The following is a 24,610-nucleotide window of genomic DNA, read 5'->3' on the forward strand; positions in this document are numbered from 1 at the left end:
AATCGGAAGTTTGTTGATAGTTAAGGGGAATAAGGCTCCCGTCGCGGATAACCGCTACCCGCCGGTCACGCTCATGTGGCGGCTGACGCTGGGGCGGTCGTGGCGGCGGTCGATGATGAAGTCGTGGCCCTTGGGCTTCAGGCCGATGGCGCGGTCGATCGCATCCGCAAGCAGCGCATCCTCGCTTGATGCACGCAGCGGCTTGCGCAAATCGGAGGCATCCTCGTGGCCGAGGCAGGTGTGCAGCGTGCCGGTGCAGGTGATGCGCACCCGGTTGCAGGATTCGCAGAAATTATGGGTCATCGGCGTGATGAAGCCGAGCTTGCCGCCGGTCTCGGCGACGCTGACATAGCGCGCCGGCCCACCCGTGGTCTCGGCCAGATCCGTCAACGTGAATTGCTGGGCGAGCCGCGCGCGCACCAGCGACAGCGGCAGATACTGGTCGATGCGGCCTGCGCCGATCTCGCCCATCGGCATCACCTCGATCAGCGTCAGTCCCATGCCCTTGCCATGGGCCCAGCGCATCAGCTCGGGAAGCTCGTCCTCATTGAGGTTCTTCAGCGCGACCGCGTTGATCTTGACGCTAAGGCCCGCGGCGCGCGCGGCCTCGATGCCCTCCAGAACCTTGTCGATTTCGCCCCAGCGGGTGATCTGGCGAAACTTCTTGGGATCGAGCGTGTCGAGCGAGACGTTGATGCGGCGGACGCCAGAATCGGCGAGTTCGTGAGCGTATTTCGCAAGCTGGGTTCCGTTGGTGGTCAGCGTCAGCTCGCCCAGTGCGCCAGTCGTGAGATGGCGCGACAGCGAGCGCACCAGCGTGATCACGTTGCGGCGGACCAGCGGCTCGCCGCCGGTGAGCCGTAGCTTCTTCACGCCCTTGGCGATGAAGGCCGAGCAGAGCCGGTCGAGCTCTTCCAGCGTCAACAGGTCTGCTTTGGGCAGGAACGTCATGTCTTCCGACATGCAGTAGAAGCAGCGCAGATCGCAGCGGTCGGTGACGGAGACGCGCAGGTACGTGATGGTCCGCCCGAACGGATCGGTCATGGGGCTCGACAGCTGGGCGAGGGCGGAGGATCCGTTCATACAACAGGCCTTGTCACTAACGGCGAGGTGCGCACCTTTGCGTCAGGGGTGCTCGGGAAGCAATCTAAGCATCAGACGCGGCAAGAACAATCGGGCGTGGCACGGAGATCAGCGCTTGCCCGCGTTCGGATCGGGGAACGGCGACCCCGCGGCAGGTGCGGCGGCGGCCGGTGCGGCTGCTGCGGGCGCGGCTGCGGCCGGTTTCGGCTTCTTGGGCCGGTGCGGTTTCCTCACCGGCTTGGGTGGGGTGGCCGGCTGGAGCTGGGCAAAGACCGGATTCGGGTCGGTGATGACGGAGGCGGGCGTCGTGAGATCGCCGGGATTCTTAATGACGTTCACCGGCACGCTGGCCGGCTGGAATTTGTTCAGGGCATAGCTGACCGTGAAGGGCGCATCGGGTGCGGGAACCGAGACGGAGCAGGGCGTCTTGCAACCCGGCCCGAGCGAGGTTTTGGCGTCAGCGCCCGGCGGACTGGATTCGAGCTGGACCTGGAGGGTCGGCGGGGCCGATTTGAACATGTCCCAGGACACCGAGGAGCAGCCGCCGAGACTTGTTGCCCCAAAAAGACTCGCTGCCGCTAACGCAATCGCGATGACACGACGCATGACCATCCACTTCTGCGACGAACCGCCACATTCCCCGCCAGCGACCTTAGGAAAGTGGTTTTACCCGCGCAACCGGTGGACGGCGCATAGTTAATCGTTGGTTAACGCGGGGCCACCTTGGATTTGACAGGAATTTCAGTGCGTTGCCAAGCCCCTAGGCCGTCATCAGGCTGCTGGCGGCGGCCGGCAGGTCGCTCATGTGATGGATCAGCCGGTCCGGCTTGAGATCTGCGATCGGCACGTCCGTATAGCCGAAGCTGACCCCGATTACGGGCACGCCGGCCCGCCGCGCCACCCCGACGTCGGGGCCGGCATCGCCGACCATGATGCTGGCCGTGAGCTGCCCGCCGGCCCGGGCCACGGTCTCGCGCAGGATGGTGGGGTCGGGCTTTGGAACGCCAAAAGTATCGGCACCGCAGATCGCCGCGAACCGGCGGCTGAGGCCGAGCTGGTCCAACAGCCGCTTCGACAGCCATTCCAGCTTGTTGGTGCAGACCGCGAGACGGTGACCTTGCGCCGCAAAATGGTCGAGCGCAGCCTCCAGCCCCTCGAAGGGCCGGGATTCGACGGCGATATGGTCGGCGTAATAGGCGATGAAATCCGCGGTCATCCGGTTCATGTCCGCGAGGCTGACGGTGCGACCCTCGGCCTCCAGGCCCCGCTCGATCAGCTTGCGCGCGCCGGCGCCGATCATGTTGCGGGCGGACTGCATCGGCACGGGCGGCAACCCTTCGCGGCCGAGCACGTGGTTCAGCGCGCTGATCAGATCGGGCGCCGTATCCACGAGCGTACCGTCGAGATCGAAAACGATGGTGTGCGGGGAGGTCATGAAGCAAAGCGCTATCGGTCCGGCCGTACCGGCGCAAGGGGCGGGCCCATAAGATCAGCTTATAGGCCTGTTCCCCAGACCCTGTTCTCCGGGGGAAAACGAGGCTACACAGGCCGCCGAAGGCGGCCTGTGCGGGCGGCACATTCCTGGATCAGAGGCGGGCGCAATTTGAATATGGACCAGTTGAAGCGGGGGGCGGCAGCGCGCGCGCTCGAGGAAGTGCGTGACGGCATGCAGCTCGGGCTCGGCACCGGCTCGACCGCGAAACATTTCGTCGAGCTGCTCGGCGAACGCGTGCGCGCCGGGCTCAAGGTGATCGGCGTGCCGACCTCGGAGGCGACGCGCCTTGACGCCGTGCGCTGCGGCGTGCCGCTGACCACGCTGGACGAGATCGACCAACTCGACATCACTATCGACGGCGCCGACGAGATCGATCCCGCGCTCAATCTGATCAAGGGCGGCGGCGGTGCGCTTTTGCGCGAGAAGATCGTGGCGGCAGCTTCTGATCGCATGATCGTGATTGCCGACGACAGCAAATGGGTGGCGACGCTCGGCCGCTTTCCGTTGCCGGTCGAGGTCATCCCGTTCGGGCTTGGCGCAACCCTGCGTGCGATCGAGAAGGCATTTGCGCAGTGCGGCGTTTCCGGGCAAATGGCGGTCCGCAACGGCAAGGATGGCCACGTTTTCGTCACCGATGGCGGCCACTGGATCGTCGATGCCCAGCTCGGACGGATTGAGGATCCGGCTCATCTCGCCACGGCGTTGAGCGCGATCCCCGGCGTGGTCGAGCATGGTCTGTTTATCGGCTTGGCCAGCTCGGCCGTCTTGGCGGGTGGCGAGGGAATCCGCGTGATTGAACGGCGAAAGCCAAAAGGAGACTAGGAATGAAGAGCCTTTTGAAATTGTTGCCGGCCGCGGCCCTCGCTGTGGGACTGGCCGTTTGCGCCGCTCCGGCCCTGTCCCAGCAGGTGGCGGCGCCAAAAGCGTCGCCGGCAGCGATTGCGGCCGCCAAGGAAATCCTCGCGATGAAAAATGCCAGCGCGATGTACGCCAACGCGGTGCCGGGCATGGTCGAGAAGACCAAGGGCGCGCTGATCCAGCAGAACCTCAACTACCAGAAGGATCTGAACGAGGTGGCGCCGATCGTTGCCCAGCAGCTCAACGGCCGGGAAAAGGAGATCGGAGAAGGCATGGCGCAGGTCTATGCCAGCGAGTTCACCGAGCAGGAGCTGAAGGATCTCGTCGCCTTCTACAAGTCGCCGCTCGGCAAGAAGCTGGTCGAGGCCGAGCCCAAGGCCATCGGCCTCAGCATGGCGTTCATGAATTCATGGGCGCAGAACTTCACGGAGACCGTGATGGGCGCCTTCCGCGCCGAGATGCGCAAGCGTGGCAAGGAGATCTGATCGATACTATCTGATCAGAAGTCCTTGAAAGGGGTCGGAGTGGACAATGGCTGAATTCGACGTCGACCTCTTTGTCATCGGTGGCGGTTCGGGCGGCGTGCGCGCCGCCCGCATCGCGGCGGGATACGGCGCCCGCGTGACGGTCGCGGAAGAGTATCGCATGGGCGGGACCTGCGTGATCCGCGGCTGCGTGCCGAAGAAGCTGCTCGTGATCGGCTCGCATGTCCGTCACGAGATCGAGGACGCCGCCGGTTTCGGCTGGATCATTCCGCCCGCGACCTTCGACTGGCCGACATTGATCGCCAACAAGGACAAGGAGATCGCGCGGCTGGAGGCGGCCTACACCGCCAATGTCGAGAAGTCCGGCGCGCAGATTGTCAAGAGCCGGGCGGTAATCGAGGACAAGCACACCGTCCGCCTGCTCGAGAACGACAGGAAGATCACCGCAAAATACATTCTGATCGCAACCGGCGGTGCGCCCAACCATGGCACCTCGATCCCCGGCATCGAGCATGTGATTTCCTCCAACGAGGCCTTCCATCTGAAAAAGCTGCCGAAGCGGATCGTGATCCAGGGCGGCGGCTACATCGCGCTGGAATTCGCCGGCATCTTTGCCGGCTTCGGCTCCGACGTCACCGTGATCTATCGCGGCGACAACATCTTGCGCGGCTTCGACGACGACGTGCGCGCCCATGTCCGCGCCGAGATGGAGAAGCAGGGCATCACCATCCTGACGGCCTGCACGGTGACCAAGGTCGATCGCCATGGCGAGGAATTCACCACCCATCTGTCGAACGGCTCGAGCGTCGCTTCAGACCAGGTGATGTTCGCGATCGGCCGGCATCCCAACGTCGCCAATCTCGGCCTGGAGAAGGCCGGCGTCGCCATCAATCCGACTAACGGCGGCATCGCGGTCGATCATTTCTCCAAAAGTTCGGTCGACAGCATCTACGCGATCGGCGACGTCACCCACCGGCACAATCTGACCCCGGTCGCGATCCGCGAAGGTCACGCCTTCGCCGACACCGTATTCGGCAAGCGCGAGGTGAGGGTGGATCATTTGACCATCCCAACCGCGGTGTTTTCGCAGCCGGAGGTCGGCACCGTCGGCCTCACCGAGACCGAGGCGCGGGCGCAGTTTGGTCACATCGACATCTACAAGACGTCGTTCCGCCCCATCAAGGCGACGATGTCAGGCCGCGACACCCGCGTGCTGATGAAGCTCGTCGTCGATGGTGCGTCCGACCGCGTGCTCGGCTGCCATATCGTCGGCGATGCCGCTGCCGAGATCACCCAGGCGGTCGCGATTGCCGTGAAGATGAAGGCGACCAAGGCCGACTTCGACGCCACGTTCGCGCTGCATCCGACCGCCGCCGAAGAGCTCGTCACCATGCGCACGCCAACTGCGCGCCACGTGCGGCAAGCGGCGGAGTAGGGGCGCCACGAGCAGAGCTCGGGCGAGGCTTGCGCCTACGCGTACAAATATCCGACCGGCTTGCCTTCGGTGCGCAGGGGACGAATGTCCCTCCGTGTGATGATCTGAGCGGCCAGGCCGTCGATTTCGTCACGCTGGGTCGGCGTCCAGCTGCGAAGGTTGTTCATGCCCTGCAGAAGGCCGAGCCGGAGGACCTGGGTGTTTTCACCGACGCCGACGAGGCTTGTCGCGTTTTTGCCGGCCGTCACCACATCGCCGGCCGTGAGCTCAAAGCTCTCGCCAGCCTTGTTGCTGAATTCGGCGGTGCCGCGAATGACGCGGTAGATGACGACCTCGCCTTTGGCAAAACAGGCGCCGTCCGCTGCCGTCGACGTGCTCTTCGGCAACAGCGACTGGCCGCGCGGGTCGGTCGCGATGATATGGCCGGTGACGAGATGACCGCTCGGGATTTCGATGCCGATATCGCGCACGTAAACCGGCGTGGCCGATTTGATCGGACTATCGGACAGCGGCTTGAACAGCGCATCGAGCGCCAGCGGATCCTGAAGCCAGAACCCTGCATTCGCCGGGCGATCATGCAGCGGATGGCTCCAGGCCACCCGCGGCGTCTCGGCTTCGTCGATCTGATCCGGACCGACGATTGTCGGGTTCGGAAAGGTCGTCGGATCGGTGATGAAGGCTTCGAGGAATTTGCCGGAATAGCCCATGGAGATCGGATCCGGCACCACCGTCTGCGGCGTCTTCAGGTTCTCTTCGGTCGACAGGCCGGACCAGGTGTAAAACAGCTGACGGTGGACGATCGCGCTTTGCAGCATCACTGCGCCTGGGCCGACATTGTAGAAGCGCCCATCGTAGTCGAAGGTGAACGCGCCCGAGGTGACAAGCACGAGCTGAAAGCCGCCCGGCGGTAGATGGAGATGGAAATCGGTCGGGCCGGTGTCCGGGCGATAGATCGGCAGATTTGTCGCGACTTCATGAAGCAGGAAGGTGTCGTTGTTGGCGTGAAAGCCCGCGTCCGCGCGGTTGTAGAGGGCTTGCGGACGATAGGTCGCCTCATACTTCGCATCCCGGTCGCGATCGATCGCGACGAAATCCTGGCTGTTCAGGCGCAGCGGCGCGCCGTCCGGGCGCGTGAGGCCAGTGGTTTTGAGATCGCCCGCAGCATGCACGTTCATGACATCCTCCAATCCCAGCAATCCGCCTGACGGGAGTGCTGCGAGGCTCGGGCCTGATGCTGCCTTGCGAATTCCGGGCCAGTTGTGGCCCAGAGCTGCGCACGGATTCGTTTGCCTGCTTGCGGCGGGCCCGACTGGAAAAATCGAGATTGCACGGGATGTTAAGTCGGCCAATTCTCCGCGCTGCGTTTGCCTTCCTCGCAAACGCTCGCAGTGAGCCGGCGTTACCTTGTCCAAATTGTCGGCAAGCCCCGCCAAGGCAAGTGCAGCGGCGAGCGCGGTTGCGCCGATAGCGGATCAGCCGCGCAGCAGTTGGATTGCCATGGCGAGCGAGGCTCAATCGCCAGTCGGGCGATACCGATCCGTGCATCGATTGACATTTTGTTCATGATTTGTTCTTATGCTGCAACTGTATTGGGAGGCAGCGATGGACAACCGTATCAACCAAATCCGCAGAACCATTAGGGCGCTCCGCGTCAGCATGCTCGAGGCTGAGGCCATCGTGCGCGAACAGATCAATCGGGATGAGGACTGCAGCTTCGTGGCGCATGAAATCCTCAAGATGCGTTCGGTCATGAGCCTGCTGGTGAGGGAGCGAACCGCGCTCGGCGATGACGAGCCGATTCTCGTCAACTGCCTGTTCGTCCCGCGGCGCCGTCCGGCGCGAAGCCCGGTAGCCGCGCGTCCCCTGAACTACGGTGTCGTTTCCGCTCAAGGCCTGGCGGCGAGGATCTGACGCGGAAGAGGGCTCATTCGAAGGATTGACGCGAGATCAGCTCAGGCTTGCCCGAGGGGCTGTCGGCCCACTTCGCCATGTCCATCGTTCTTGCGTCGACGCTTTCGCACCAGAAGCAACTGGGCTTTGCGCTGCCCTTATCTGACAGGATGGGGACCAGCCCGTGGCCGCAGCCGGGGCAATAGGCGACGTGGTTCATTCGTTTCCTCCGCGACACAACAAGTTGGACGCGATGTTTTCGTTCCCCAGGCTTGCGCGGGCGCTATGACGGTGCCTGGATGCTGCCTCCGATTGCGGCGCGCGTTTCGGATGTCGTCGATGCAGCGATCCGTCGCGACACCGCTGCGAGCTCCAGCGTCGGGTGCTGCATCGACGGCCGCATCGCCAAACATGCGTGCTGAGACGCACCAGCACACCTGACCGGACGATGATTCCCGAATGCAGATGCCGGGGGCCGTGAGCATCAGGCTGGAAGCGGGATGAGAGGCGCAACCTCGCGATCTTGCGCGTTCTCGCTTGCCGCGAGACCTTGTGCGACGCCGACACGGTCGGCCTCGGGGCGGTTCTGGCTCATCTTGCGCTTGCCTTCGAACCGCACGACGGGAATGCGCACGCCCACGATTCCGCGCAATTGTGCGGCGATGAAATCGGCGGGGGCCTCATCGACGGTCCAGGGCTTCGCGCGCGAACCTTCATGCCTGTTGGTCAGCCGCGTTACCGCCTCGAGCAGGCGCTCCGGCTCGTGGAAGAATTCGACGGGGCCATAGGCGTGCACGGCAACGTAGTTCCAGGTCGGGACGACCTTTCCGGTCTCCTGCTTGGTCGCGTACCAGGACGGTGTCACATAGGCGTCGGGACCGTTGAAGATGGCCAGCGCATCTCCGATCGGCGGCAGCTTCCATTGCGGGTTGGCCTTGGCCAGATGTCCGTGCAGCACGCCATGTTCGCCCTCGCTCTCGTCGAGGAAGAGCGGCAGCGGCGTGGCTACCGGACCGTCGGTCGTAGCCGTCACGAGGCTGGCGAGGCGGGCACCGCGGATGGTGGACCGGATGCTCTCGATATCGTCTTTGAAGGCCGGGGGGATGTACATGATCTGTCTCCGTTCTCGATCCGGAGATAGTCGAAATCTGGCCTAGATTGAACGACCAGTTTTGTGAAGTTTAATCAGTCCAGTTCAACGACCGCCTGGGCCAGAAGCTTGCAGCCGCGTTCGATCTGCGCAATTTCCAGAGCCGAATAGCCCATGACGAGGCCGACTGGCTCCCGCGACCGGCGAAGGCCGACGAACAGCGCGGAGACGGGATAGATGCCAACGCCCTTGGCGCGAGCCGCCTTGACCAAGGCATCTTCACGCTTTTGCGGCAGGCCCTCGAACCAGGCCACCACATGCAGGCCAGCGGCCGTACCCTCGATCCGGACGCGATCGCCGAAGCAGCGGTGCAATGCATCGAGCAGTGCCTGCTGGCGTTCTGCGTTGCGCCGGCGCACGCGCCTGACATGGCTGTCATAGGCGCCACTCTCCAGCAACGCGGCGAGGGCGTCCTGTTCGGTGAGCGGCGTGTGCCGGTCCATGATCTGCTTGGCGGCGGCGAACGGGGCTCGCAGGCCAGCCGGCATGACGAGGTAGCCGATCCGCAGGGTTGGGGAGAGCGTCTTGGAGACGGTCCCGAGATAGATCACTTTGTCGCTGCCCTCCAGCGCATGGAGCGGCGGGATCGGCTTGGTGTCGTAGCGATACTCGCTGTCGTAATCGTCCTCGATCACGTAAGCATCGGCCTTCCGTGCCCAGGCGAGCAACTGGTGCCGGCGCCCGATCGGCATGACGCCGCCGAGCGGATATTGATGCGACGGCGTCACATAGGCGAGGCGGGCCTCGACGTCGTCGAGGCGGGCCGTCTCCAGTCCATCTGCGTCAACGCGGATCCGCACCATCTCGGCGCCCGTCGCCGCAAAAGTATGCCGCGCCATCTGGTAGCCGGGATCCTCCATCACGAAGCGGTCGTCGGCATCGAGCAGCAGGCGCGCACAGATGTCGAGGCCCTGCTGGGAGCCGTTCACGACGATGATCTGATCGACGTCGCAGCGAACGCTTCGCGATCGCCACAGATAGCCCTGCAGCGCGGTCCGCAGCCGCAGCGAGCCGCAAGGGTCGTCATAGGCCAGCCGCTCGGGCCTGCGCGCCATTGCAGCAGTCACGGCTTTCTTCCATGCCAGTACAGGGAAGTCCGATGCCGAGAGCTCGCCATAGCGGAAGTTCGCGATCAGCCCGCGCGACGGCTCGGTCCAGCGCGGCGGGTCCCGAAGCAGTCGTTCGCCGAACGCCGACAGCCGCACCTTGCGTGCCGACGTCCGGGATGCGACGCGCATGCGTCCGCGCTCGACAACGGCGCGGGCAACGCGCGGCCGTGCGCCATGGCGCGTCTCGATGAAACCTTCTGCGGCGAGCTGTTCATAGGCGACGGTGACGGTCGAGCGCGCCACCCCCATCTCGCCCGCAAGCGCCCGCGACGACGGCAGCAACCCGTCTATCCCGTACACCCGCGCCAAAATCTGATCTCTCAGGGCTTCGTAGATCTGACGCGCGCCCATGCGGCTGGCGCGGCGTCCGGGATTCGGCTTCATCTGGATCATCCACATTGCAATCCGGCATTCGTCCGAATGAACGGTGTCGGAAGGTGTTTCTAATCCCGTTCGCCGAGAGTTTCGACGTAAGCCTTGCCTAGGGGTAAAAATGCTCCTTGCAGCCCTGGTCCAGCGTGCTTCGAGCGCGGGTGCCGTGATGTCCCAATCCGGACGGCATTAGCGGTTGTTGGACGTTGCTAGGGCGGCCCTGCCGCTGCAGTTTTGCACCATCAGATGCGCGCCGCATCTGGTTGAGCGGGTGAGGTAGATTGCTTCAGTTCGAGCGTCCCAGGATGACGGGTCGAACGGACGGCGCCGTCGAGCTGCCGCGCTCGCACACGGCAACATGGAACCGATGCGGCCGCTGGTCGCACTGTGGCCGCCTTGATTCCGACAGACCCTTCTTTATTTGTGAGGAGAACAAGAATCCGGGCCCCTCTGGCGAGGCCGCCGACGATTTCGGCAAACCTCGTGATGTCGGATGACCTGTCCCGCGCGAATGCGATGGATCGGCCGATCGTCGGGCCTACCCTGTTTCTCCGACCAAATCGTCCCCATCGCAGCTCCGCGCGGCCATTTGCGCAAGAGATAAGGGAGCAACGATGTCTGACGCCAACCAATCAAACCCGATCGAGATCACCGAACCGTCGAGCCTCAACGAGCAGGCTGCGGCGGCGCTGGTGATCGCCGGTGCGCTTGTCGCAGTGGCCGACCGGCGGGTCTCGCCGGTCGAGCGCGACGAGGTGATCCGCTTCGTCAGGGATCGCAAACTAGCGCCGCACATCACCGACGACCGGCTGTTCGCAATTTTTGATGAACTGGCGGAACGGCTCGAGGAGCCGGACTTTGCCAATGTGGTGATCGACACGCTGCGGCCGGTCTCGGACCTGCCGCTCGCGACGCATCTGATGGACCTGTCGGAACGCGTCGCGGCGGCGGACGAGGATGTGCATCCCCACGAAGTGCAGGCAATCAAGCTGCTGCGCCTTCTGACGCTGGTGCTGCCGCGCGCAAAGCCGGTCGTCTCAAATGCGCGCGCCGAACGGCGTGCCGTCGCAGAGGAATAAGCATGAGCGTAGCTCCGGACGTACCATCGACGGCTTCCCAAGGCGCTGCCGGCGAGCCAGCCGGCGGCGACGACCCGCGGCTCGATGCGCTCGTCCATCGGCTGCCGCCCCGTCTCGCCAGTATCGTCACTTATCTGCTGAAGCCGTCCAGCCGCTGGGTCAGGATTCCCTCCGGCGCGCTGCTCATCGTCGGCGGTGTGCTCTCTTTCCTGCCGGTGCTCGGCATCTGGATGCTGCCGCTTGGGCTTGCGCTGCTCGCCGAAGACGTGCCTGCGCTGCGCTCGTCCCGTTCAAAGGTCTTCGACTGGATCGAGCGACGCAAGCCGCATTGGCTCGATCCGTCCCCATCCAAAACTGATCAATCATGACTGAATTCATCACCGCTGACGCCCTGAGCGCGCTGCTTCAGGTCGTCCTGATCGACCTCGTGCTGGCCGGCGACAACGCGGTCGTCATCGGCCTTGCCGCAGCCGGACTGCCGGCCGAGCAGCGCACACGCGCCATCATCGTCGGCATCATAGCCGCCACTGCGCTCCGCATCGTCTTTGCCGGGGTCGCGACCCAGCTCTTGCAGGTGATCGGCCTGCTGCTCGCCGGCGGCGTGCTGCTGCTGTGGGTGTGCTGGAAGATGTGGCGCGAGCTGCGCCAGCAGGCCGCGCACAGGAGCGAACTCGCGTTCAGTCACGGCGGCGGCGCAAGCGCTGCGGCGGCGCCGCGAAAAACCTTCGGCCAGGCGGCGGCACAGATTGTCGCCGCCGACGTCTCGATGTCGCTCGACAACGTGCTCGCGGTCGCCGGCGCCGCGCGCGAGCATCCCTACATCCTCGTCTTCGGCCTGCTACTGTCGGTCGCGATGATGGGCGTTGCCGCCGATCTGCTCGGCCGCGTGCTCCAGAAGCAGCGTTGGATCGCCTATGTCGGCCTCGCCATCATCGTTTACGTCGCCTTCGAGATGATCTATCGCGGCTCGCTCGAGCTCGCGCCGGTCATCGCGAGTCTCTAAAGCCAGATCTTGGACGCGCGTCTTCTGTCCGCAATCCGGAGTGATCAATGACGTCTGAACCCAAAGCACCTTCGGCGCTCTCGGCCCCGCCGCCGCAGATCGGGCCGTTTGCCCAACTCATCTTCGGCTCGCGCTGGCTGCAAGTGCCGCTCTATGTCGGCCTCATCGTCGCACAAGCCGTCTATGTGCTGCTATTCCTGAAAGAGCTCTGGCATCTGGTCGCGCACTCGTTCGACGCCAGCGAGCAGCAGATCATGCTGGTCGTGCTCGGGCTGATCGACGTCGTCATGATCTCGAACCTGCTGGTCATGGTGATCGTGGGCGGCTACGAAACGTTCGTTTCGCGCCTGAACCTGAGCGGCCATCCGGACGAGCCGGAATGGCTGAGCCACGTCAATGCGAGCGTGCTCAAGATCAAGCTCGCGATGGCCATCATCGGCATTTCCTCGATCTCGCTGCTCAGGACCTTCATCGAAGCGGGGAATCTCGGCACGACGCGCAGCAATTTTACCGAGACCGGCGTGATGTGGCAGGTGCTGATCCACCTGACCTTCATCATCTCCGCGGTCGGCATCGCCTGGGTCGACCGCATCAGCGAGAGCGGGCAGCGCAAGGCCGGCCACGGCTGAGCGCTGGAGCACGACGGGATTGGCGGGAATCGTCGTCGCGCCGGGTCAGAAGCGAAGTGTGGCGTCCGCAAAATATCGGGCGTTTGCCAGCGTCTCGGACGGCATCTCGCCGAACATCGTCTTGTAGACCTTCGAAAATTCGCCCATGTGCCAGAAGCCGTTCGCGAGCGCCGCGGCCTTGATGGTCAGTCCACTGCCTCCGGTCATCAGCTGCGTGCGAACCGACCATAAACGCTTGAGCCGCAGATAGTGATGCAGGCTGACGCCATGCACCGCGCGCGCCGCCGTCTGGAGCGTGCGCACGGATATGCCGAGCGCGCTGGCGAGATCGTCGCTGTAGAGCGGCTTGCTGCCGAACAGCGCGACCACTTCGTCGAGACGCGCGATCAGCCTGCGGTGCTTGTCGAATGAGCCGCGTCGCGCGGCCAGCGTGTCGGCCGGCACGAGTGTTGCGTCGAGGCAGGCGAGCAGCGTCTCCTGGATCGGGCGGTTGAGCGCTTCGAACTGCCGGGGATCGTTGCCTTCAGCGGCCAGGCAAAACATGTTCAGGATCGTGGCGCGCAGGCGTGCCATCGTTTCGTCATGCGGCCGGAAGAATCCGAGTCCGCTGTCGTAGTCCGCCCAGCCGCGATGACGCATGTCCGAGTTGAAGCGCATCATCAGGTAGGTGTTGGGATGCTCCTCGACAGATTTGATGGGGACCTTGCCGCGTACGACACCCACGGTCGAATTGTCGATCTCGCGGCCGTTGCTGATCGAGTGAAAGCAGAACGGGACCACGAGGCCGACGCCATGGTCGGTGCCGACATCGACGTCGAGCCGGCGGGCAAAGGCGCGCTGAAGCACGAACAGCCCGTCCTGGAGCGGCAGGATGGCGCGGGACAAGCAGAAATCTCGCGGGCGAAGCGGCGTGCTGGTGCCGAGGCCGAGCACCTCGTTGGCACGAAATTGGCCGAAGTCCGAGAAGCGCTCGATGCCGAGCACGCGCGAAGGCTTCAGCCGATGCAGCGGCATTGCGGAATCCTAGAGGTGGTGGTCTGGGTTGGCGGGCTCAATCCACGACAAGTATCAGATGGCCTGCCACCAGCCATATTCCGGATAACTACTGCCGGTTCGGCGACGCTTGATCACGCAACGTGCGGATAGGCCGCGTTCTCCCGCCGCTCGCGTTCGCCGAGCTCACGCACCAGCTCCTGGAGAAAGGACTCGGTGTAGGCGGGCAGGGTGCGTTCGGCGCGGACATAGATGCCGAGATCCGACCACACCGGGCTGCCGGCATTGTCGAGCGGCAGGAAGACAAGCTGGCCCTCGCGCGACAGCCGGCCGATACCGAGCTGGGTCTGGAATGCAACGCCGACCCCGCGCGCGGCGAGTTCGCGCATCAGGTCGATCGAATTGACCTGGATCGCAGGTTCGGGCGTCTCAGGCAGCTGCGCGATCAGCGGCTGGAGCAGGTGATAGATTGACAGCTCCGGCAGCGCATGAATGACCGGAAAGGCAAAGCATTGCGCCAGCGTGACCGTTTTGCGGCGCGCCAGCGGATGCTCGCGCGCGACCACCGCGCCAAGCCGGAAGCGCTTCAGCGCAGCCTGCCGCAAGTCGGGTGGATGCCGCAGTGCCATGGCAATGCCGATATCGGCTTCACCGCGGCTCAAGGCTTCCAGCACGTCCGACGATCCCTTCACCTCGGTGGTGAAGCTGACGCGGCGGGCGCGGCCGCGATGCGAGGCGATCAAGTCCGGCAGCACCGATTCGGTGAGCGACTCGATGCAGGCGATGCTGACGGTGCCATGCCACGTACCGGACAGCGACTGCACGTCCGAACGAAAGCGGTCGAGGTCCTGGAGCACGTTCATGACGTGCCGGGCCAGCATCTCGCCGACCGTCGTCAAGGTCAGGCCGCGCGCGTTGCGTTCGAATAAGGGCGATCCAACCTCTTGCTCCAGCTTGAGAATTTGGCGGCTGACCGCGGAGGAGGCGACGTTCAGCACCCGCGCGGCTGCCCGGATCGAGCCGGTGCGGCGGACCGCATGGAAATACTGGATGGACGGTGAGTGAAATCGCATGGGGCCCCCGGCCGAACTATAGCTGCTGCCGAAACGGCATCAATATGTACGAAATTCTGTGCTTTTCGAGAACACTGGTCCCCGCTAGGTTTCCGCGCGGTCTGGCGGGGGCGCCAAGCCAGCGCAACGACGCGCCAGGGACGATCGGGGTGAACGAGAACATCGCCAGCGAGCTGGAGCAGGGGCCGGACACCCGTCTGGTCGACCGTCGGCGCGCGGCTGCCTATGTCGGCGTGACTGCCGGCCGCTTCGAGCAATTGGTGCGCGACACCGTCGTGCCGCCGCCGGTCATGGTGGACAACAAGAGGCGCTGGCCCATTGCTTTGCTCGATGTCGCAAAAGCGACGGTCGGCAGCAGCATCCCATGCCTGCCGCCGGTCCCGGCCGATGTCTCCGCCGAAATGCGTCCGTGCGAACGGGACCCTGCGCCAGCTTCGCGCGAGCTGCCCGACCAGGCATGGTTCGACCAGCGCGCGCGGTTCGTCGAGCGCGTCCGAAGGTCGCTGCTCTCTGGCAACGAGATCAGTCTGCTGCGCGAATTCAAGGTGCTCAAGCAGAACCAGATCAGCATGTTCGGCTACTACGGCAGCTTCGAAGCCCTGATGGTGCGCGGCTACATCGTCGAAGTCGCCCGCAAGCCGCCGTCGAGCCGTCCCATGGTGACCTATCGCCTGACCGCGCAGGGCGAGCAGGTCATCGCCGCACTGAAGGACGAGCCGGCGATCTGACTGGACGCCGGCTGATCGATAAAATTGTCGGCAATCCGCTCAGCGGCGGCAAACCCTGCAGACAACAATCGCGCCGCCTTAAACCTCGGCTTTGGAACCGGCATGCATCCTTCCCGAAAAGGGTGGGGCATCCGCATGTCTATTTTCAAAGAGATTGTCGTCGCGGTGGCAGGGGTCTACGCGCTTCTGTTCGCCTGCGACGCAGTGTTCGGCCACGGCGAGGCGCGTTTCGACGATGTCTATTACAGCAGCGCCTTCTATGCGCCGCGGCCGAAGGAATTTCGTTTCGCAAGCAATACGCCGCCGGCGGTGCGCGTCAGCGACGCCTTTGCGCAGTTCACGCCCAGCGAAGCCAAGCCGAACAGGCGTTACTCGTCGCTGACGACGATCATTCGTTAAACAGGCTTACTCCCTCTGCATCCATTCCGCCACGCCGCGCCACAGCGTGTCGCGGTGCTCGGGGCGGAAGAATCCAAAATGGCCGATCGCCTTGGCGCCAACCTCGGACGGTTTGACCGTCAGCACCTCCGGCTTGATCGCGGTGAAGCCGCCGGTGAGCAGCTCGACCGCAGGCCGCGTCGCCCAGGGATCGTCGGAGAAGCACAGCGCGCGCAACTCGCCCTTGTACTTCGCGAAGTTTTCCAGCGCCGGCAGCTTTGAATCGAAGAGATAGCGCGGGCTCGAAACCCACTCGGCCCATTGCAGGAATACGCCCTTGGGCAGGTCCTCGCCGATGCCGGCCCAGCCCGGCGCGTAGCCGAGCGCGTGGGCGAGCGGCACGCCGATGAAATTCATGAAGGTGTAGACGCGGTATTTCTCCGGCGATGTCATCAGCCGCCAGGTCGCGGCCTGCGAGGCCAGCAGTATGGCGCGAGAGATCTCGGTGTTGTTCGCGAGCAGCCCGAGCGCCTGGCCGCCGAAGGAATGGCCGACGTAGGCAAGGGGCAGGGTGTTGTACCGCTCGCGCATCCAGCGCACCGCAGCGGCGACGTCGAGGGCGGCCCAGTCGGACATCGAGGCCTTGAAGCCGACCAGCGATTTTGGCTGGTTGTAACCGACCATCGCCGGCTGCCGGGAGTCGCCGATGCCGCGGTAGTCATAGGTCAGCACCGCGCAGCCGCGATGGGCGAGGTAGGAGGCAAAGCCGCGATAGATTTTTCGCGGGACGGCGGTGGCGGAGTTGATCAGGACGGCATGGCGCTTGGTGCCGCGCGGCAGGAACAGCGTGCCGGTCAGCGCATACCCGTCGGTGGCGGGAAAGCTGATCTCATCGATGAAAACGTCGTCGCTTGCGGCGTCCATGGGCATCGATTGTCCTTCCCGAGTTTCCTCTGGCGCCAGCAAATGCGAATTCAGCTTTCCCCGCAAGGGTTTGCAGTGCGAAACGGATTTACAACTGGCGGCCGGTGGCCAGCCTGTGTATAAGGCGGCCCTCGCAACCCACAGATCAGGTTGTACTTTTCGCTTTACGGAGAGATTGCGATGTCCGAGCGGTGGACGCCCGAGTCCTGGCGCAGCAAGCCGGTGCTACAGGTGCCGGACTATCCCGACGCCAAGGCCCTGGCCGACGTCGAGGCGCAGCTTGCGACCTTTCCTCCGCTGGTGTTCGCGGGCGAGGCGCGCAATCTGAAGAAATCGCTGGCGCGGGTGGCGGCCGGCGAAGCCTTCCTGCTCCAGGGCGGCGATTGCGCCGAAAGCTTTGCCGAGCACGGCGCCAACAACATCCGCGACTTCTTCCGCGTGCTGCTCCAGATGGCTGTGGTGCTGACCTATGCCGGCGCGGTGCCGGTGGTGAAGGTCGGCCGTATCGCCGGCCAGTTCGCCAAGCCGCGCTCCTCGCCGACGGAGAAGATCGACGGCATCGAGTTGCCGAGCTATCGCGGCGACATCGTCAACGACATCGCCTTCACCAAGGAGGCGCGCGTGCCGGATCCGCAGCGCCAGCTGATGGCCTATCGCCAGTCGGCCGCGACGCTGAACCTGCTCCGCGCCTTCGCCACCGGCGGCTTCGCCAATCTCGGCAGCGTGCATCAGTGGATGCTGGGCTTCCTGAAGGATTCGCCGCAGTCCCGCCGCTACAAGGAATTGGCGGACCGCATCTCGGACGCGCTGAACTTCATGCAGGCCTGCGGCCTCAATCTGGAGAGCCATCCCGAGCTGCGCGCCACCGATTTCTATACCAGCCACGAGGCGCTGCTGCTCGGCTACGAGCAGGCCATGACCCGGGTCGATTCCACGACCGGCGACTGGTACGCGACATCGGGCCATATGATCTGGATCGGCGACCGCACCCGCCAGCTCGACCACGGCCATATAGAGTATTTCCGCGGCATCAAGAATCCGATCGGGCTGAAGTGCGGACCGTCGCTGAAGGCCGACGAGCTGTTGAAGCTGATCGACGTGCTCAACCCCGACAACGAGCCGGGCCGGCTGACCCTGATCGGCCGTTTCGGCTCTGATAAGGTCGGCGAGCATCTGCCGAACCTGATCCGCGCGGTGAAGCGCGAGGGCAGGGTCGTGGTCTGGTCGTGCGACCCCATGCACGGCAACACCATCACCTCCACGTCGGGCTACAAGACGCGGCCGTTCGACCGTATCCTTTCGGAGGTGAAGTCGTTCTTCACGATCCATGCCGCCGAAGGCACCCATGCCGGCGGCGTGCATCTGGAGATGACCGGCCAGGACGTCACCGAATGCCTCGGCGGCGCCCGCGCGATCACGGACGAGGATCTCAACGACCGCTACCACACGGTCTGCGATCCCCGCCTCAACGCCGAGCAATCCATCGACATGGCTTTCCTGGTCGCGGAGCTGCTCAAGCAGGAACGCGCCGGCAAAGTCCGGCCGATGCCGGCCGCAGCGGGGCTCTAAGATCTTGCTGCGGATCTGGAAGGCCACGATCAACTCCCGCAACGGTCTGGCTTTTGCGTTCCGCTCGGAGCAGGCCATCCGCGAGGAGATTTTTGCGCTCCTCTTGTCGTTGCCGCTGGCCTGGTTCATCAGTGCGACCGCGATGCGCGCGATCGAGCTGGTCTGTGCGGTCGCCTTCGTGCTGGTGGTCGAGCTGCTCAACACCGCGATCGAAAAACTCGCCGACCGCCTGACCATGGATCACGACAAGCAGATCGGCCGCGTCAAGGACATGGGCTCAGCCGCGGTCGGCGTCGCGCTCCTGATGGCCGGCGCTTTCTGGATTTTTGCGCTCGTCGAGCGGTTGGGTTTCGTCTAGCCATTGGATCGAGTAAAGGCGGCCATGACTGAACGTCTCAACGAATTCGCGGTCACGCTCGCCCAGCTCAATCCGGTCGTGGGCGACATCGCGGGCAATGCCGCGAAGGCGCGGGCGGCGCGGGCACAAGCCAAAGCCGACGGCGCCGATCTCGTGCTGTTTCCGGAATTGTTCATCGCCGGCTATCCGCCGGAAGACCTGGTGCAGAAGCCGGCTTTCCAGGCCGCCTGCCGCGCCGCGATCGAGGCGCTTGCGCGCGAGACCGCCGATGGCGGCCCGGCCATGCTGGTCGGCACGCCCTGGGTCGAGGACGACAGGCTCTACAATGCCTGCGCGCTGCTGGATGGTGGGCGCATCGCGAGCTTGCGCTTCAAGTGCAATCTGCCGAACTATGGCGTGTTCGACGAGAAGCGGCTGTTTGCGCGCGGACCGGCGGCCGGCCCGGTCACCGTGCGCGGGTTACGCATCGGCGTGCCGATCTGCGAGGATATCTGGCTGGAAGAGTCCGAGGACTACGAGAACGTGGTCGAGACGCTGGCCGAGACCGGTGCCGAGATCATTTTGGTGCCGAACGGCTCGCCCTACGCCCGCGACAAGAACGACGTGCGCCTGTCGGTGGCGGTGGCGCGGGCGACGGAGAGCGGCTTGCCGCTGGTCTATCTCAACCAGATCGGCGGCCAGGACGAGCTGGTGTTCGACGGCGCCTCCTTCGCGCTCAACGGCGACCTCTCGCTCGCTGCGCAACTGCCGGCATTCGAGGAAAGCATCACCACGTTGCGCTTCACTCGGAGTGGCGCCGACTGGCGCTGCACCGGCCCGATCGCCGCGCAGCCCGAAGGCGACCACGCCGATTACGCGGCCTGCGTACTTGGCTTGCGCGACTACGTCGCCAAGAACGGCTTTCCCGGCGTGCTGCTCGGCATCTCCGGCGGCATCGATTCCGCACTTTGCGCAGCGATCGCGGTCGATGCGCTCGGAGCCGACCAGGTCCACGGCGTGATGTTGCCTTATCTCTACACCGCGCCGAGCTCGATCGCGGACGCCGGCGAACTCGCCGGCCATCTCGGCATCCGCTACGAAGTCCTGCCGATCGCCGAAGCAGTGAACGGGTTCGAGGCCATCCTCGAAGGCGTCTTCAAGAACCTGCCGCGTGACATCACCGAGGAAAATCTCCAGGCCCGCACCCGCGGCACGCTCTTGATGGCGATCTCCAACAAGACCGGGCTGATGGTGGTGACCACCGGCAACAAGTCGGAGATGTCGGTCGGCTATGCCACGCTCTATGGCGACATGAACGGCGGCTTCAATCCGATCAAGGACATCTACAAGACGCAGGTGTTTCGGCTGGCGGCGTTGCGCAATACATGGAAGCCCGAGGGCGCGCTCGGGCCTGCGGGCGAGGTCATCCCGCCCGACATCATCACGCGCCCGCCGACGGCGGAGCTGCGCGAGAACCAGACCGATCAGGATTCGCTGCCGCCCTACGACGTGCTCGATGCCATCCTCGTGCGTCTGATCGAGCGCGAAGAGCCGCTCGACCGGATCATCGCCGCCGGCTTCGACCGCGACACCGTGGTGCGCATCGATCATCTCCTCAACGTCGCCGAATACAAGCGCCGCCAGGCCGCGCCCGGCGTGAAGGTGACGGCCAGGAATTTCGGCCGCGACCGGCGCTATCCCATCACCAATCGCTTTCGCGACAGCGGCGAGCCGCTGCCCGCGCCGGATGAGACGCTGGTTTCGCGCGGCAACCAGGCCTCGATCGACGCGTTCGAGGGGTAGAGGTTAACGCGGCTTGTTGACGGACGCTGTCGCCACACATCGCGGTGTCATTATCCAGTACGCCGCGGCGGACGTTGTCGAAAACCAATTGATGACACGGAGTACTGGATGCCCCGCCTTCGCGGGGCATGACAGTTGTATGCTGAGCGGTCTACTTCTGCTGCTGCGGCAGGAAGCTCGGTCCGACCGAACGGATCGGCTTGTTCTCGGAGGACGTCGTGGCCGTGCCCGTATCCGCAGGCGGTGTTGCGGCCGGCGCGTTGGCGGTCGGCGGCACCGGAGCAGCGCCCTTCTTGCCATTGCTGGCAGGCGCGCCCTTGGTGAGCTGACGCTGCTGCATCTTCTTGGCGCTCTCCTCGGTGACGATGATATCGCCCTGCTGCTCGGCGGCGGCCTTGTCGTCGACCGATTTCAGCGCGTCGGCCCAGCTCTGGCCCGCGGCCTTGCAGGAGCAGGACGGATTGAACTCACTGCGGAATTTGAACGCGGTCGGCAGCGCCGTGTAGGGCTGGCCGCTGACGGAGACCGCCGAGTTCATGTCCTCGCCGGGATTGCGATAGGTATAGAGGGAGGCGTCAGCCGCCGGGCACAGCGCCTTGCAGGTTTTCTCGTCGTCGGGGAAGCGGGCCGGCACGGTCGCGAACGAGACCGGGAAATAGGCGCCGTCGCAGGTGCGCACGCACACGGTACGGTAGGTACCGGATTGCGGGCCGAGATCGGCTGGCGGGACGCCTTGCGGATTGTTGGCGTTGTTGCCGCCGAACAGATTGCTCAGGAAGTTGCCGCCCTGCGGCTGCGCGGCGTTGGCGTATTGCGGGCCGCAATTGTTCTGCGCGAGCGCGACCAGCACCGAGCGACGCTGACTGTCGCGCTCCGGACTGAAGCCGCCGGGGCCGCCGCCGCGCAGGCGTTCGAGATTGCCGGTGATCTGGTCCAGGTTGGCGCGCATCTGCTGGATCTGGGTGTTGACCGGGCCGCACTGCGCCGACTGGCCGTTGAACAGCGAGAAGAAGCCGGAGGAATCGCAGCCCATGCGCTTGGCCTGCATGGTGACGCGGTCGAGCTCGGCCTGTTGCTTGGCCTGGGAATCCTGGTAGCGGCGGATCTGGTCTTCGCGCGCGGGGTCGCCGCTGCCGCCACGATCGAGTGCGGCCAGCTGGCCTTCCAGCCGTGAGCACATCGGATTCGGCCCAAGTCCGTTTTGAGCGGGCTGCGGCGGCGGTCCGGGCGGGCCGGCCTGCGCGAAAGCGCCGGTGGCGAGCACGGCTGCGCTCAAGAGCACGGTGCAGGCAAGGACGAAGCGAGGACGGGGCAGGGACAAAAATTCAGGCATATCCGCCATTCTAGCGAGGTCACGGCCCAATGACTTGGAAGCCGAAGTGACTTGGGGCCGAAGTGACTTGGGCCGAAGTGACTTGGGGGGCCGAAGCGCGCCCTCCAATAGCCGCTTCCTGCGGCATCGTCACGTCGTTTCAAGGGCCAAAGATTGGGCCTAAGGTCCGCCAGCTCCGAGAGAATTCAGCGCTGACAGGTGATTGCGACATATTCGTCGCAATGGCCATGGGAGCAGTTTGCGCCGGATTTGGGGACAGAGCCGGTAATTTCATCGGGATCGACCCGGCGAAAGGCCGAGGCCTGGGCAAAATCCCGCGACTGGCAGTAGGTGCGCGCGACCTGCGCGCCGCATTTTTCGCCCTTGGCCAGGCACTGGTCGACCCCGTATCCATCTGCCTGGTTGGCGATGATGAAGACGCGGGTCTCGGCCAATGCGCTGGATGCCGCGACGAGGGCGGCGCAGGAGACGAGCGCGAACAGGGATCGCATGGGGGAGCACCGGGGTTTAAGGGAACCGCCAGCTTCCGAATAAACTCAAAAGGTTAATGATGATGAACCATCATGACGGGGCGGGCGCGCTTTGCGGAGACAAAGCGGCTTTTTCGCGGCTCTCTTGACGCAAGGGCCCTTGGTGGCCCATATGTTCCGCATGAACGGTCTCCTCGCCATTTGTGGCATTTGCCGCGAGATTACGAGCTAGCGATTCGCTGGCTGGAGCCGTCTTTTCTCAAAACCATTGAGAGCACTGGACGCCCGGCCGAGAGGGATGGGTTGTCATGGAATTGCGTCTTTACGACACGCTGAGCCGGGAAAAGCGCACCTTCGTGCCGCTGGATGCGAACAATGTCCGCATGTATGTCTGCGGACCGACGGTCTATGACTTCGCCCATATCGGCAATGCGCGGCCGGTAATCGTGTTCGACGTGCTGTTTCGGCTGCTGCGCCATCTCTATGGCGAGGCGCACGTCAAATATGTCCGCAACATCACCGACGTCGACGACAAGATCAACGACCGCGCCGCACGCGATTTCCCCGGCCTGCCGCTGAACGAGGCGATCCGCAAAGTCACCGAGCAGACTGGCAAGCAGTTTCACGCCGACGTCGATGCGCTCGGCGCGCTCAGGCCCAGTGTCGAGCCGCGCGCGACCGAGCATATCGGCGAGATGCGCGAGATCATCGAGCGGCTCGTCGCCGGAGGCTTCGCCTACGTTGCCGAGGACCACGTGCTGTTCTCGCCGCAGGCCATGAACGCGGCGAATTCCACGCTGCCGCGTTATGGTGCGCTCTCAAAGCGTTCGCTGGACGAGATGATTGCCGGTGCCCGCGTCGACGTCGCGCCCTACAAGCGCGACGCCACCGACTTCGTGCTGTGGAAGCCGTCGAAGCCAGGCGAGCCGTCATGGCCGTCGCCGGCCGGCATCGCCGCGCCGGGACGTCCGGGCTGGCACGTCGAGTGCTCGGCCATGGCCTGGAAGCATCTCGGCGAATATTTCGACATTCATGGCGGCGGTATCGATCTGGTGTTTCCGCACCACGAGAACGAGGTCGCACAGACCTGCTGCGCCTTCCACCAGGAGCGCATGGCGAACTACTGGATGCACAACGGCTTCCTCCAGGTCGAAGGTGAGAAGATGTCGAAGTCGCTCGGCAACTTCGTCACCATCCACGAGCTGCTCGCGGACTGGCCGGGCGAGGTGCTGCGCCTGAATATGCTGAAGACGCATTACCATTCGCCGATCGACTGGACCATGAAGTCGCTGGAGGAGAGCGCCAGGACGCTCGACGACTGGTATCGGGCCGCAGCCGACGTCGAGCCCGGCAAGCCGGCCGCATCCGTGCTCGAGCCGCTGCTTGACGATCTCAACACGCCGCTCGCGATTGCGGCGCTGCATGGCCTGCGCGGCAGCGATGTGAATGGTTTGGCGGCGTCCTTACGTCTGCTTGGCTTCCTTTCCGAGAGCGCCGCGCAATGGGAAGGCCGCAAGCAGCAGGCGAGCGGCGTCGATGCCAAGGACGTCGAACGTCTAATCTCGGAGCGGACGGCGGCGCGTGCCCGCAAGGATTTCAAGGAATCCGATCGGATCCGCGACGAGCTCGCCGCGATGGGTGTCACGATCAAGGATTCCAAGGACGGGACGACCTGGGAGATCGCGCGATGAAGCGGCCCGACACGCCTTTCCCGAGGCACTGGCTCTATTACATCGCGCTGAAGATCCTGTTGCTCGCGGCCGCCGTGGCGCTGGCCCTGAAGCTCTATGGGATGTGGTGAAGACGATGGGACAGACTTTGCCGAAACCCGCACTGCGGCCCTTCCTCCCCGATGACGTGCCGGTGCTCGCTGCGATCTTCGCAGCCAGCATCGAGGAATTGACCGGCGACGACTACAGCGAGGCGCAGCAGGAAGCCTGGATGGCGGCGGCGGAGGACGAGGAGTTTGGTGCACGCCTGGCTTCCGACCTGACGCTGATCGCGACGCTGGAAGGCTCGCCCGTGGGCTTCGCCTCGCTGCGCGGCACCGATCACATCCGTATGCTCTATGTGCATCCGGCGGTGGCCGGGCAGGGCATCGCCACGATGCTGGTGGATGCACTGGAAAAGCTCGCGGGCGGTCGCGGTGCCAAGGATCTCACCGTCGATGCCAGCGACACCGCACAGGGCTTTTTCGCCAAGCGCGGTTACACGGCCAAGCAGCGCAACACCGTCACCGTCAAAGGCGAGTGGCTCGCCAATACCACCATGCAGAAAGCGCTCGGAGCACCGCAATGAGCAAGGAGCGTCTTGGCCACACGCGATGCCCTCTCCGCTCCCTCCCCCCTTGTGGGGGAGGGTTGGGGAGGGGGGTAGCCACAAACTCCCATCTCTCCCGGGGCACCCCCCTCCCG

General features: G+C 64.5%; 27 protein-coding genes. 15 read left to right on the forward strand and 12 right to left on the reverse strand.

Annotated features, from left to right (window positions below):
• Positions 1-54 precede the first annotated feature (54 nt).
• The 3 genes from moaA to GWG65_RS21515 form a co-directional block, all read right to left on the reverse strand.
• Positions 55-1,083 (reverse strand): GTP 3',8-cyclase MoaA, encoded by a 1,029-nt coding sequence (gene moaA, locus GWG65_RS21505; protein WP_275197560.1) that lies wholly within the window; start codon positions 1,081-1,083, stop codon positions 55-57.
• 108 nt (positions 1,084-1,191) lie between these two features.
• The gene (locus tag GWG65_RS21510; protein WP_275197562.1) at positions 1,192-1,689 is read right to left on the reverse strand and encodes a hypothetical protein; all 498 of its coding nucleotides are present in this window, start codon (positions 1,687-1,689) and stop codon (positions 1,192-1,194) included.
• A gap of 154 nt (positions 1,690-1,843) precedes the next feature.
• Entirely contained in the window at positions 1,844-2,518 is a 675-nt protein-coding gene (locus GWG65_RS21515; RefSeq protein WP_275197563.1) for an HAD family hydrolase, read from the reverse strand.
• Between the two features lie 168 nt (positions 2,519-2,686).
• Here GWG65_RS21515 and rpiA point away from each other — a divergent pair, with 168 nt between their 5' ends.
• Genes rpiA through gor form a run of 3 tightly spaced genes read left to right on the forward strand, consistent with a single transcriptional unit; the run spans position 2,687 to position 5,356 of the window.
• Positions 2,687-3,400 (forward strand): ribose-5-phosphate isomerase RpiA, encoded by a 714-nt coding sequence (gene rpiA, locus GWG65_RS21520; RefSeq protein ID WP_275197564.1) that lies wholly within the window; start codon positions 2,687-2,689, stop codon positions 3,398-3,400.
• Between the two features lie 2 nt (positions 3,401-3,402).
• Entirely contained in the window at positions 3,403-3,921 is a 519-nt protein-coding gene (locus tag GWG65_RS21525) for a DUF2059 domain-containing protein (protein WP_275197566.1), read from the forward strand.
• Positions 3,922-3,967: 46 nt separating this feature from the next.
• Entirely contained in the window at positions 3,968-5,356 is a 1,389-nt protein-coding gene (gene gor / locus GWG65_RS21530; protein ID WP_275197567.1) for a glutathione-disulfide reductase, read from the forward strand.
• Positions 5,357-5,391: 35 nt separating this feature from the next.
• On the opposite strand, the gene GWG65_RS21535 is transcribed toward gor, so the two are convergent.
• Positions 5,392-6,531: a hypothetical protein gene (locus GWG65_RS21535; RefSeq protein WP_275197568.1), complete on the reverse strand. Its 1,140-nt coding sequence runs from the start codon at positions 6,529-6,531 to the stop codon at positions 5,392-5,394.
• 427 nt (positions 6,532-6,958) lie between these two features.
• Here GWG65_RS21535 and GWG65_RS21540 point away from each other — a divergent pair, with 427 nt between their 5' ends.
• A complete protein-coding gene (locus tag GWG65_RS21540; RefSeq protein ID WP_275197570.1) occupies positions 6,959-7,267 on the forward strand; it encodes a hypothetical protein in 309 nt (102 codons plus the stop codon).
• Between the two features lie 13 nt (positions 7,268-7,280).
• Here GWG65_RS21540 and GWG65_RS21545 read toward each other — a convergent pair whose 3' ends face one another.
• From GWG65_RS21545 to GWG65_RS21555, 3 genes are all read right to left on the reverse strand, one after another.
• Positions 7,281-7,466, reverse strand: a complete 186-nt coding sequence (locus GWG65_RS21545) for a hypothetical protein (protein ID WP_275197571.1) — start codon at positions 7,464-7,466, stop codon at positions 7,281-7,283.
• A gap of 264 nt (positions 7,467-7,730) precedes the next feature.
• Positions 7,731-8,357: an FMN-binding negative transcriptional regulator gene (locus GWG65_RS21550; protein ID WP_275197572.1), complete on the reverse strand. Its 627-nt coding sequence runs from the start codon at positions 8,355-8,357 to the stop codon at positions 7,731-7,733.
• Between the two features lie 74 nt (positions 8,358-8,431).
• Positions 8,432-9,898: a PLP-dependent aminotransferase family protein gene (locus GWG65_RS21555; RefSeq protein WP_275197573.1), complete on the reverse strand. Its 1,467-nt coding sequence runs from the start codon at positions 9,896-9,898 to the stop codon at positions 8,432-8,434.
• A 593-nt stretch (positions 9,899-10,491) separates the two neighbouring features.
• Between GWG65_RS21555 and GWG65_RS21560 the strand changes: the two genes are divergently transcribed.
• The 4 genes from GWG65_RS21560 to GWG65_RS21575 are packed head-to-tail and all read left to right on the forward strand — an operon-like array spanning position 10,492 to position 12,588.
• Positions 10,492-10,956: a TerB family tellurite resistance protein gene (locus GWG65_RS21560; protein ID WP_275197574.1), complete on the forward strand. Its 465-nt coding sequence runs from the start codon at positions 10,492-10,494 to the stop codon at positions 10,954-10,956.
• Positions 10,957-10,958: 2 nt separating this feature from the next.
• The gene (locus GWG65_RS21565; protein WP_275197575.1) at positions 10,959-11,324 is read left to right on the forward strand and encodes a hypothetical protein; all 366 of its coding nucleotides are present in this window, start codon (positions 10,959-10,961) and stop codon (positions 11,322-11,324) included.
• On the forward strand, positions 11,321-11,959 hold the full coding sequence (locus GWG65_RS21570) for a TerC family protein (RefSeq protein ID WP_275197576.1): 639 nt from the start codon (positions 11,321-11,323) through the stop codon (positions 11,957-11,959). The genes GWG65_RS21565 and GWG65_RS21570 overlap by 4 nt, the downstream gene beginning before the upstream one ends.
• Before the next feature lie 47 nt (positions 11,960-12,006).
• Positions 12,007-12,588, forward strand: coding sequence for a TIGR00645 family protein (locus tag GWG65_RS21575; protein WP_275197578.1), 582 nt, complete (start codon positions 12,007-12,009; stop codon positions 12,586-12,588).
• 45 nt (positions 12,589-12,633) lie between these two features.
• Here the strand turns inward: GWG65_RS21575 and GWG65_RS21580 are convergent, their stop codons facing one another.
• Complete coding sequence (locus GWG65_RS21580; protein WP_275197579.1) at positions 12,634-13,602, reverse strand: helix-turn-helix domain-containing protein; 969 nt, start codon at positions 13,600-13,602, stop codon at positions 12,634-12,636.
• 113 nt (positions 13,603-13,715) lie between these two features.
• Positions 13,716-14,654: a LysR family transcriptional regulator gene (locus GWG65_RS21585; RefSeq protein ID WP_275197581.1), complete on the reverse strand. Its 939-nt coding sequence runs from the start codon at positions 14,652-14,654 to the stop codon at positions 13,716-13,718.
• Between the two features lie 149 nt (positions 14,655-14,803).
• Here GWG65_RS21585 and GWG65_RS21590 point away from each other — a divergent pair, with 149 nt between their 5' ends.
• Positions 14,804-15,382, forward strand: coding sequence for a hypothetical protein (locus tag GWG65_RS21590; RefSeq protein ID WP_275197582.1), 579 nt, complete (start codon positions 14,804-14,806; stop codon positions 15,380-15,382).
• A 24-nt stretch (positions 15,383-15,406) separates the two neighbouring features.
• Entirely contained in the window at positions 15,407-15,781 is a 375-nt protein-coding gene (locus GWG65_RS21595; RefSeq protein WP_275197583.1) for a hypothetical protein, read from the forward strand.
• 6 nt (positions 15,782-15,787) lie between these two features.
• Here the strand turns inward: GWG65_RS21595 and GWG65_RS21600 are convergent, their stop codons facing one another.
• Positions 15,788-16,684: an alpha/beta fold hydrolase gene (locus tag GWG65_RS21600; protein ID WP_275197584.1), complete on the reverse strand. Its 897-nt coding sequence runs from the start codon at positions 16,682-16,684 to the stop codon at positions 15,788-15,790.
• A gap of 180 nt (positions 16,685-16,864) precedes the next feature.
• Here GWG65_RS21600 and GWG65_RS21605 point away from each other — a divergent pair, with 180 nt between their 5' ends.
• From GWG65_RS21605 to GWG65_RS21615, 3 genes are read left to right on the forward strand one after another with little or no spacing between them, the layout of a single operon-like run.
• Positions 16,865-18,253, forward strand: a complete 1,389-nt coding sequence (locus GWG65_RS21605; protein ID WP_275197585.1) for a 3-deoxy-7-phosphoheptulonate synthase class II — start codon at positions 16,865-16,867, stop codon at positions 18,251-18,253.
• Between the two features lie 4 nt (positions 18,254-18,257).
• Positions 18,258-18,611, forward strand: a complete 354-nt coding sequence (locus tag GWG65_RS21610) for a diacylglycerol kinase (protein WP_148743688.1) — start codon at positions 18,258-18,260, stop codon at positions 18,609-18,611.
• Positions 18,612-18,635: 24 nt separating this feature from the next.
• Positions 18,636-20,393 carry an NAD+ synthase gene (locus GWG65_RS21615; RefSeq protein WP_275197587.1) on the forward strand — a complete coding sequence of 586 codons (1,758 nt, stop codon included), beginning with the start codon at positions 18,636-18,638 and terminating at the stop codon, positions 20,391-20,393.
• Between the two features lie 151 nt (positions 20,394-20,544).
• Here GWG65_RS21615 and GWG65_RS21620 read toward each other — a convergent pair whose 3' ends face one another.
• Both GWG65_RS21620 and GWG65_RS21625 read right to left on the reverse strand, forming a co-directional pair.
• Positions 20,545-21,735, reverse strand: coding sequence for a DUF2865 domain-containing protein (locus GWG65_RS21620; RefSeq protein ID WP_275197589.1), 1,191 nt, complete (start codon positions 21,733-21,735; stop codon positions 20,545-20,547).
• A gap of 176 nt (positions 21,736-21,911) precedes the next feature.
• Positions 21,912-22,217 (reverse strand): hypothetical protein, encoded by a 306-nt coding sequence (locus tag GWG65_RS21625; protein WP_275197590.1) that lies wholly within the window; start codon positions 22,215-22,217, stop codon positions 21,912-21,914.
• Positions 22,218-22,504: 287 nt separating this feature from the next.
• On the opposite strand from GWG65_RS21625, the gene cysS reads away from it, so the two are divergent.
• Positions 22,505-23,887, forward strand: a complete 1,383-nt coding sequence (gene cysS / locus GWG65_RS21630; RefSeq protein WP_275197591.1) for a cysteine--tRNA ligase — start codon at positions 22,505-22,507, stop codon at positions 23,885-23,887.
• 115 nt (positions 23,888-24,002) lie between these two features.
• The gene (locus GWG65_RS21635; RefSeq protein WP_275197601.1) at positions 24,003-24,494 is read left to right on the forward strand and encodes a GNAT family N-acetyltransferase; all 492 of its coding nucleotides are present in this window, start codon (positions 24,003-24,005) and stop codon (positions 24,492-24,494) included.
• Positions 24,495-24,610 lie beyond the last annotated feature (116 nt).

The sequence above is a fragment of the Bradyrhizobium sp. CSA207 genome (genome assembly GCF_029051685.1).
Taxonomy (GTDB): domain Bacteria; phylum Pseudomonadota; class Alphaproteobacteria; order Rhizobiales; family Xanthobacteraceae; genus Bradyrhizobium.

What these genes read in the sequence shown, in the direction of transcription:
- GWG65_RS21600 (WP_275197584.1), bottom strand. Translation starts at nt 16,684, where the DNA reads ATGGACGCCGCAAGCGACGACGTTTTCATCGATGAGATCAGCTTTCCC.
- GWG65_RS21575 (WP_275197578.1), top strand. Translation starts at nt 12,007, where the DNA reads ATGACGTCTGAACCCAAAGCACCTTCGGCGCTCTCGGCCCCGCCGCCG.
- GWG65_RS21605 (WP_275197585.1), top strand. Translation starts at nt 16,865, where the DNA reads ATGTCCGAGCGGTGGACGCCCGAGTCCTGGCGCAGCAAGCCGGTGCTA.
- GWG65_RS21555 (WP_275197573.1), bottom strand. Translation starts at nt 9,898, where the DNA reads ATGATCCAGATGAAGCCGAATCCCGGACGCCGCGCCAGCCGCATGGGC.
- moaA (WP_275197560.1), bottom strand. Translation starts at nt 1,083, where the DNA reads ATGAACGGATCCTCCGCCCTCGCCCAGCTGTCGAGCCCCATGACCGAT.
- GWG65_RS21570 (WP_275197576.1), top strand. Translation starts at nt 11,321, where the DNA reads ATGACTGAATTCATCACCGCTGACGCCCTGAGCGCGCTGCTTCAGGTC.
- GWG65_RS21580 (WP_275197579.1), bottom strand. Translation starts at nt 13,602, where the DNA reads ATGCCGCTGCATCGGCTGAAGCCTTCGCGCGTGCTCGGCATCGAGCGC.
- GWG65_RS21545 (WP_275197571.1), bottom strand. Translation starts at nt 7,466, where the DNA reads ATGAACCACGTCGCCTATTGCCCCGGCTGCGGCCACGGGCTGGTCCCC.
- GWG65_RS21515 (WP_275197563.1), bottom strand. Translation starts at nt 2,518, where the DNA reads ATGACCTCCCCGCACACCATCGTTTTCGATCTCGACGGTACGCTCGTG.
- GWG65_RS21535 (WP_275197568.1), bottom strand. Translation starts at nt 6,531, where the DNA reads ATGAACGTGCATGCTGCGGGCGATCTCAAAACCACTGGCCTCACGCGC.
- GWG65_RS21540 (WP_275197570.1), top strand. Translation starts at nt 6,959, where the DNA reads ATGGACAACCGTATCAACCAAATCCGCAGAACCATTAGGGCGCTCCGC.
- GWG65_RS21615 (WP_275197587.1), top strand. Translation starts at nt 18,636, where the DNA reads ATGACTGAACGTCTCAACGAATTCGCGGTCACGCTCGCCCAGCTCAAT.
- GWG65_RS21620 (WP_275197589.1), bottom strand. Translation starts at nt 21,735, where the DNA reads ATGGCGGATATGCCTGAATTTTTGTCCCTGCCCCGTCCTCGCTTCGTC.
- GWG65_RS21565 (WP_275197575.1), top strand. Translation starts at nt 10,959, where the DNA reads ATGAGCGTAGCTCCGGACGTACCATCGACGGCTTCCCAAGGCGCTGCC.
- GWG65_RS21635 (WP_275197601.1), top strand. Translation starts at nt 24,003, where the DNA reads ATGGGACAGACTTTGCCGAAACCCGCACTGCGGCCCTTCCTCCCCGAT.
- GWG65_RS21625 (WP_275197590.1), bottom strand. Translation starts at nt 22,217, where the DNA reads ATGCGATCCCTGTTCGCGCTCGTCTCCTGCGCCGCCCTCGTCGCGGCA.
- gor (WP_275197567.1), top strand. Translation starts at nt 3,968, where the DNA reads ATGGCTGAATTCGACGTCGACCTCTTTGTCATCGGTGGCGGTTCGGGC.
- GWG65_RS21510 (WP_275197562.1), bottom strand. Translation starts at nt 1,689, where the DNA reads ATGCGTCGTGTCATCGCGATTGCGTTAGCGGCAGCGAGTCTTTTTGGG.
- GWG65_RS21560 (WP_275197574.1), top strand. Translation starts at nt 10,492, where the DNA reads ATGTCTGACGCCAACCAATCAAACCCGATCGAGATCACCGAACCGTCG.
- GWG65_RS21525 (WP_275197566.1), top strand. Translation starts at nt 3,403, where the DNA reads ATGAAGAGCCTTTTGAAATTGTTGCCGGCCGCGGCCCTCGCTGTGGGA.
- GWG65_RS21585 (WP_275197581.1), bottom strand. Translation starts at nt 14,654, where the DNA reads ATGCGATTTCACTCACCGTCCATCCAGTATTTCCATGCGGTCCGCCGC.
- cysS (WP_275197591.1), top strand. Translation starts at nt 22,505, where the DNA reads ATGGAATTGCGTCTTTACGACACGCTGAGCCGGGAAAAGCGCACCTTC.
- GWG65_RS21550 (WP_275197572.1), bottom strand. Translation starts at nt 8,357, where the DNA reads ATGTACATCCCCCCGGCCTTCAAAGACGATATCGAGAGCATCCGGTCC.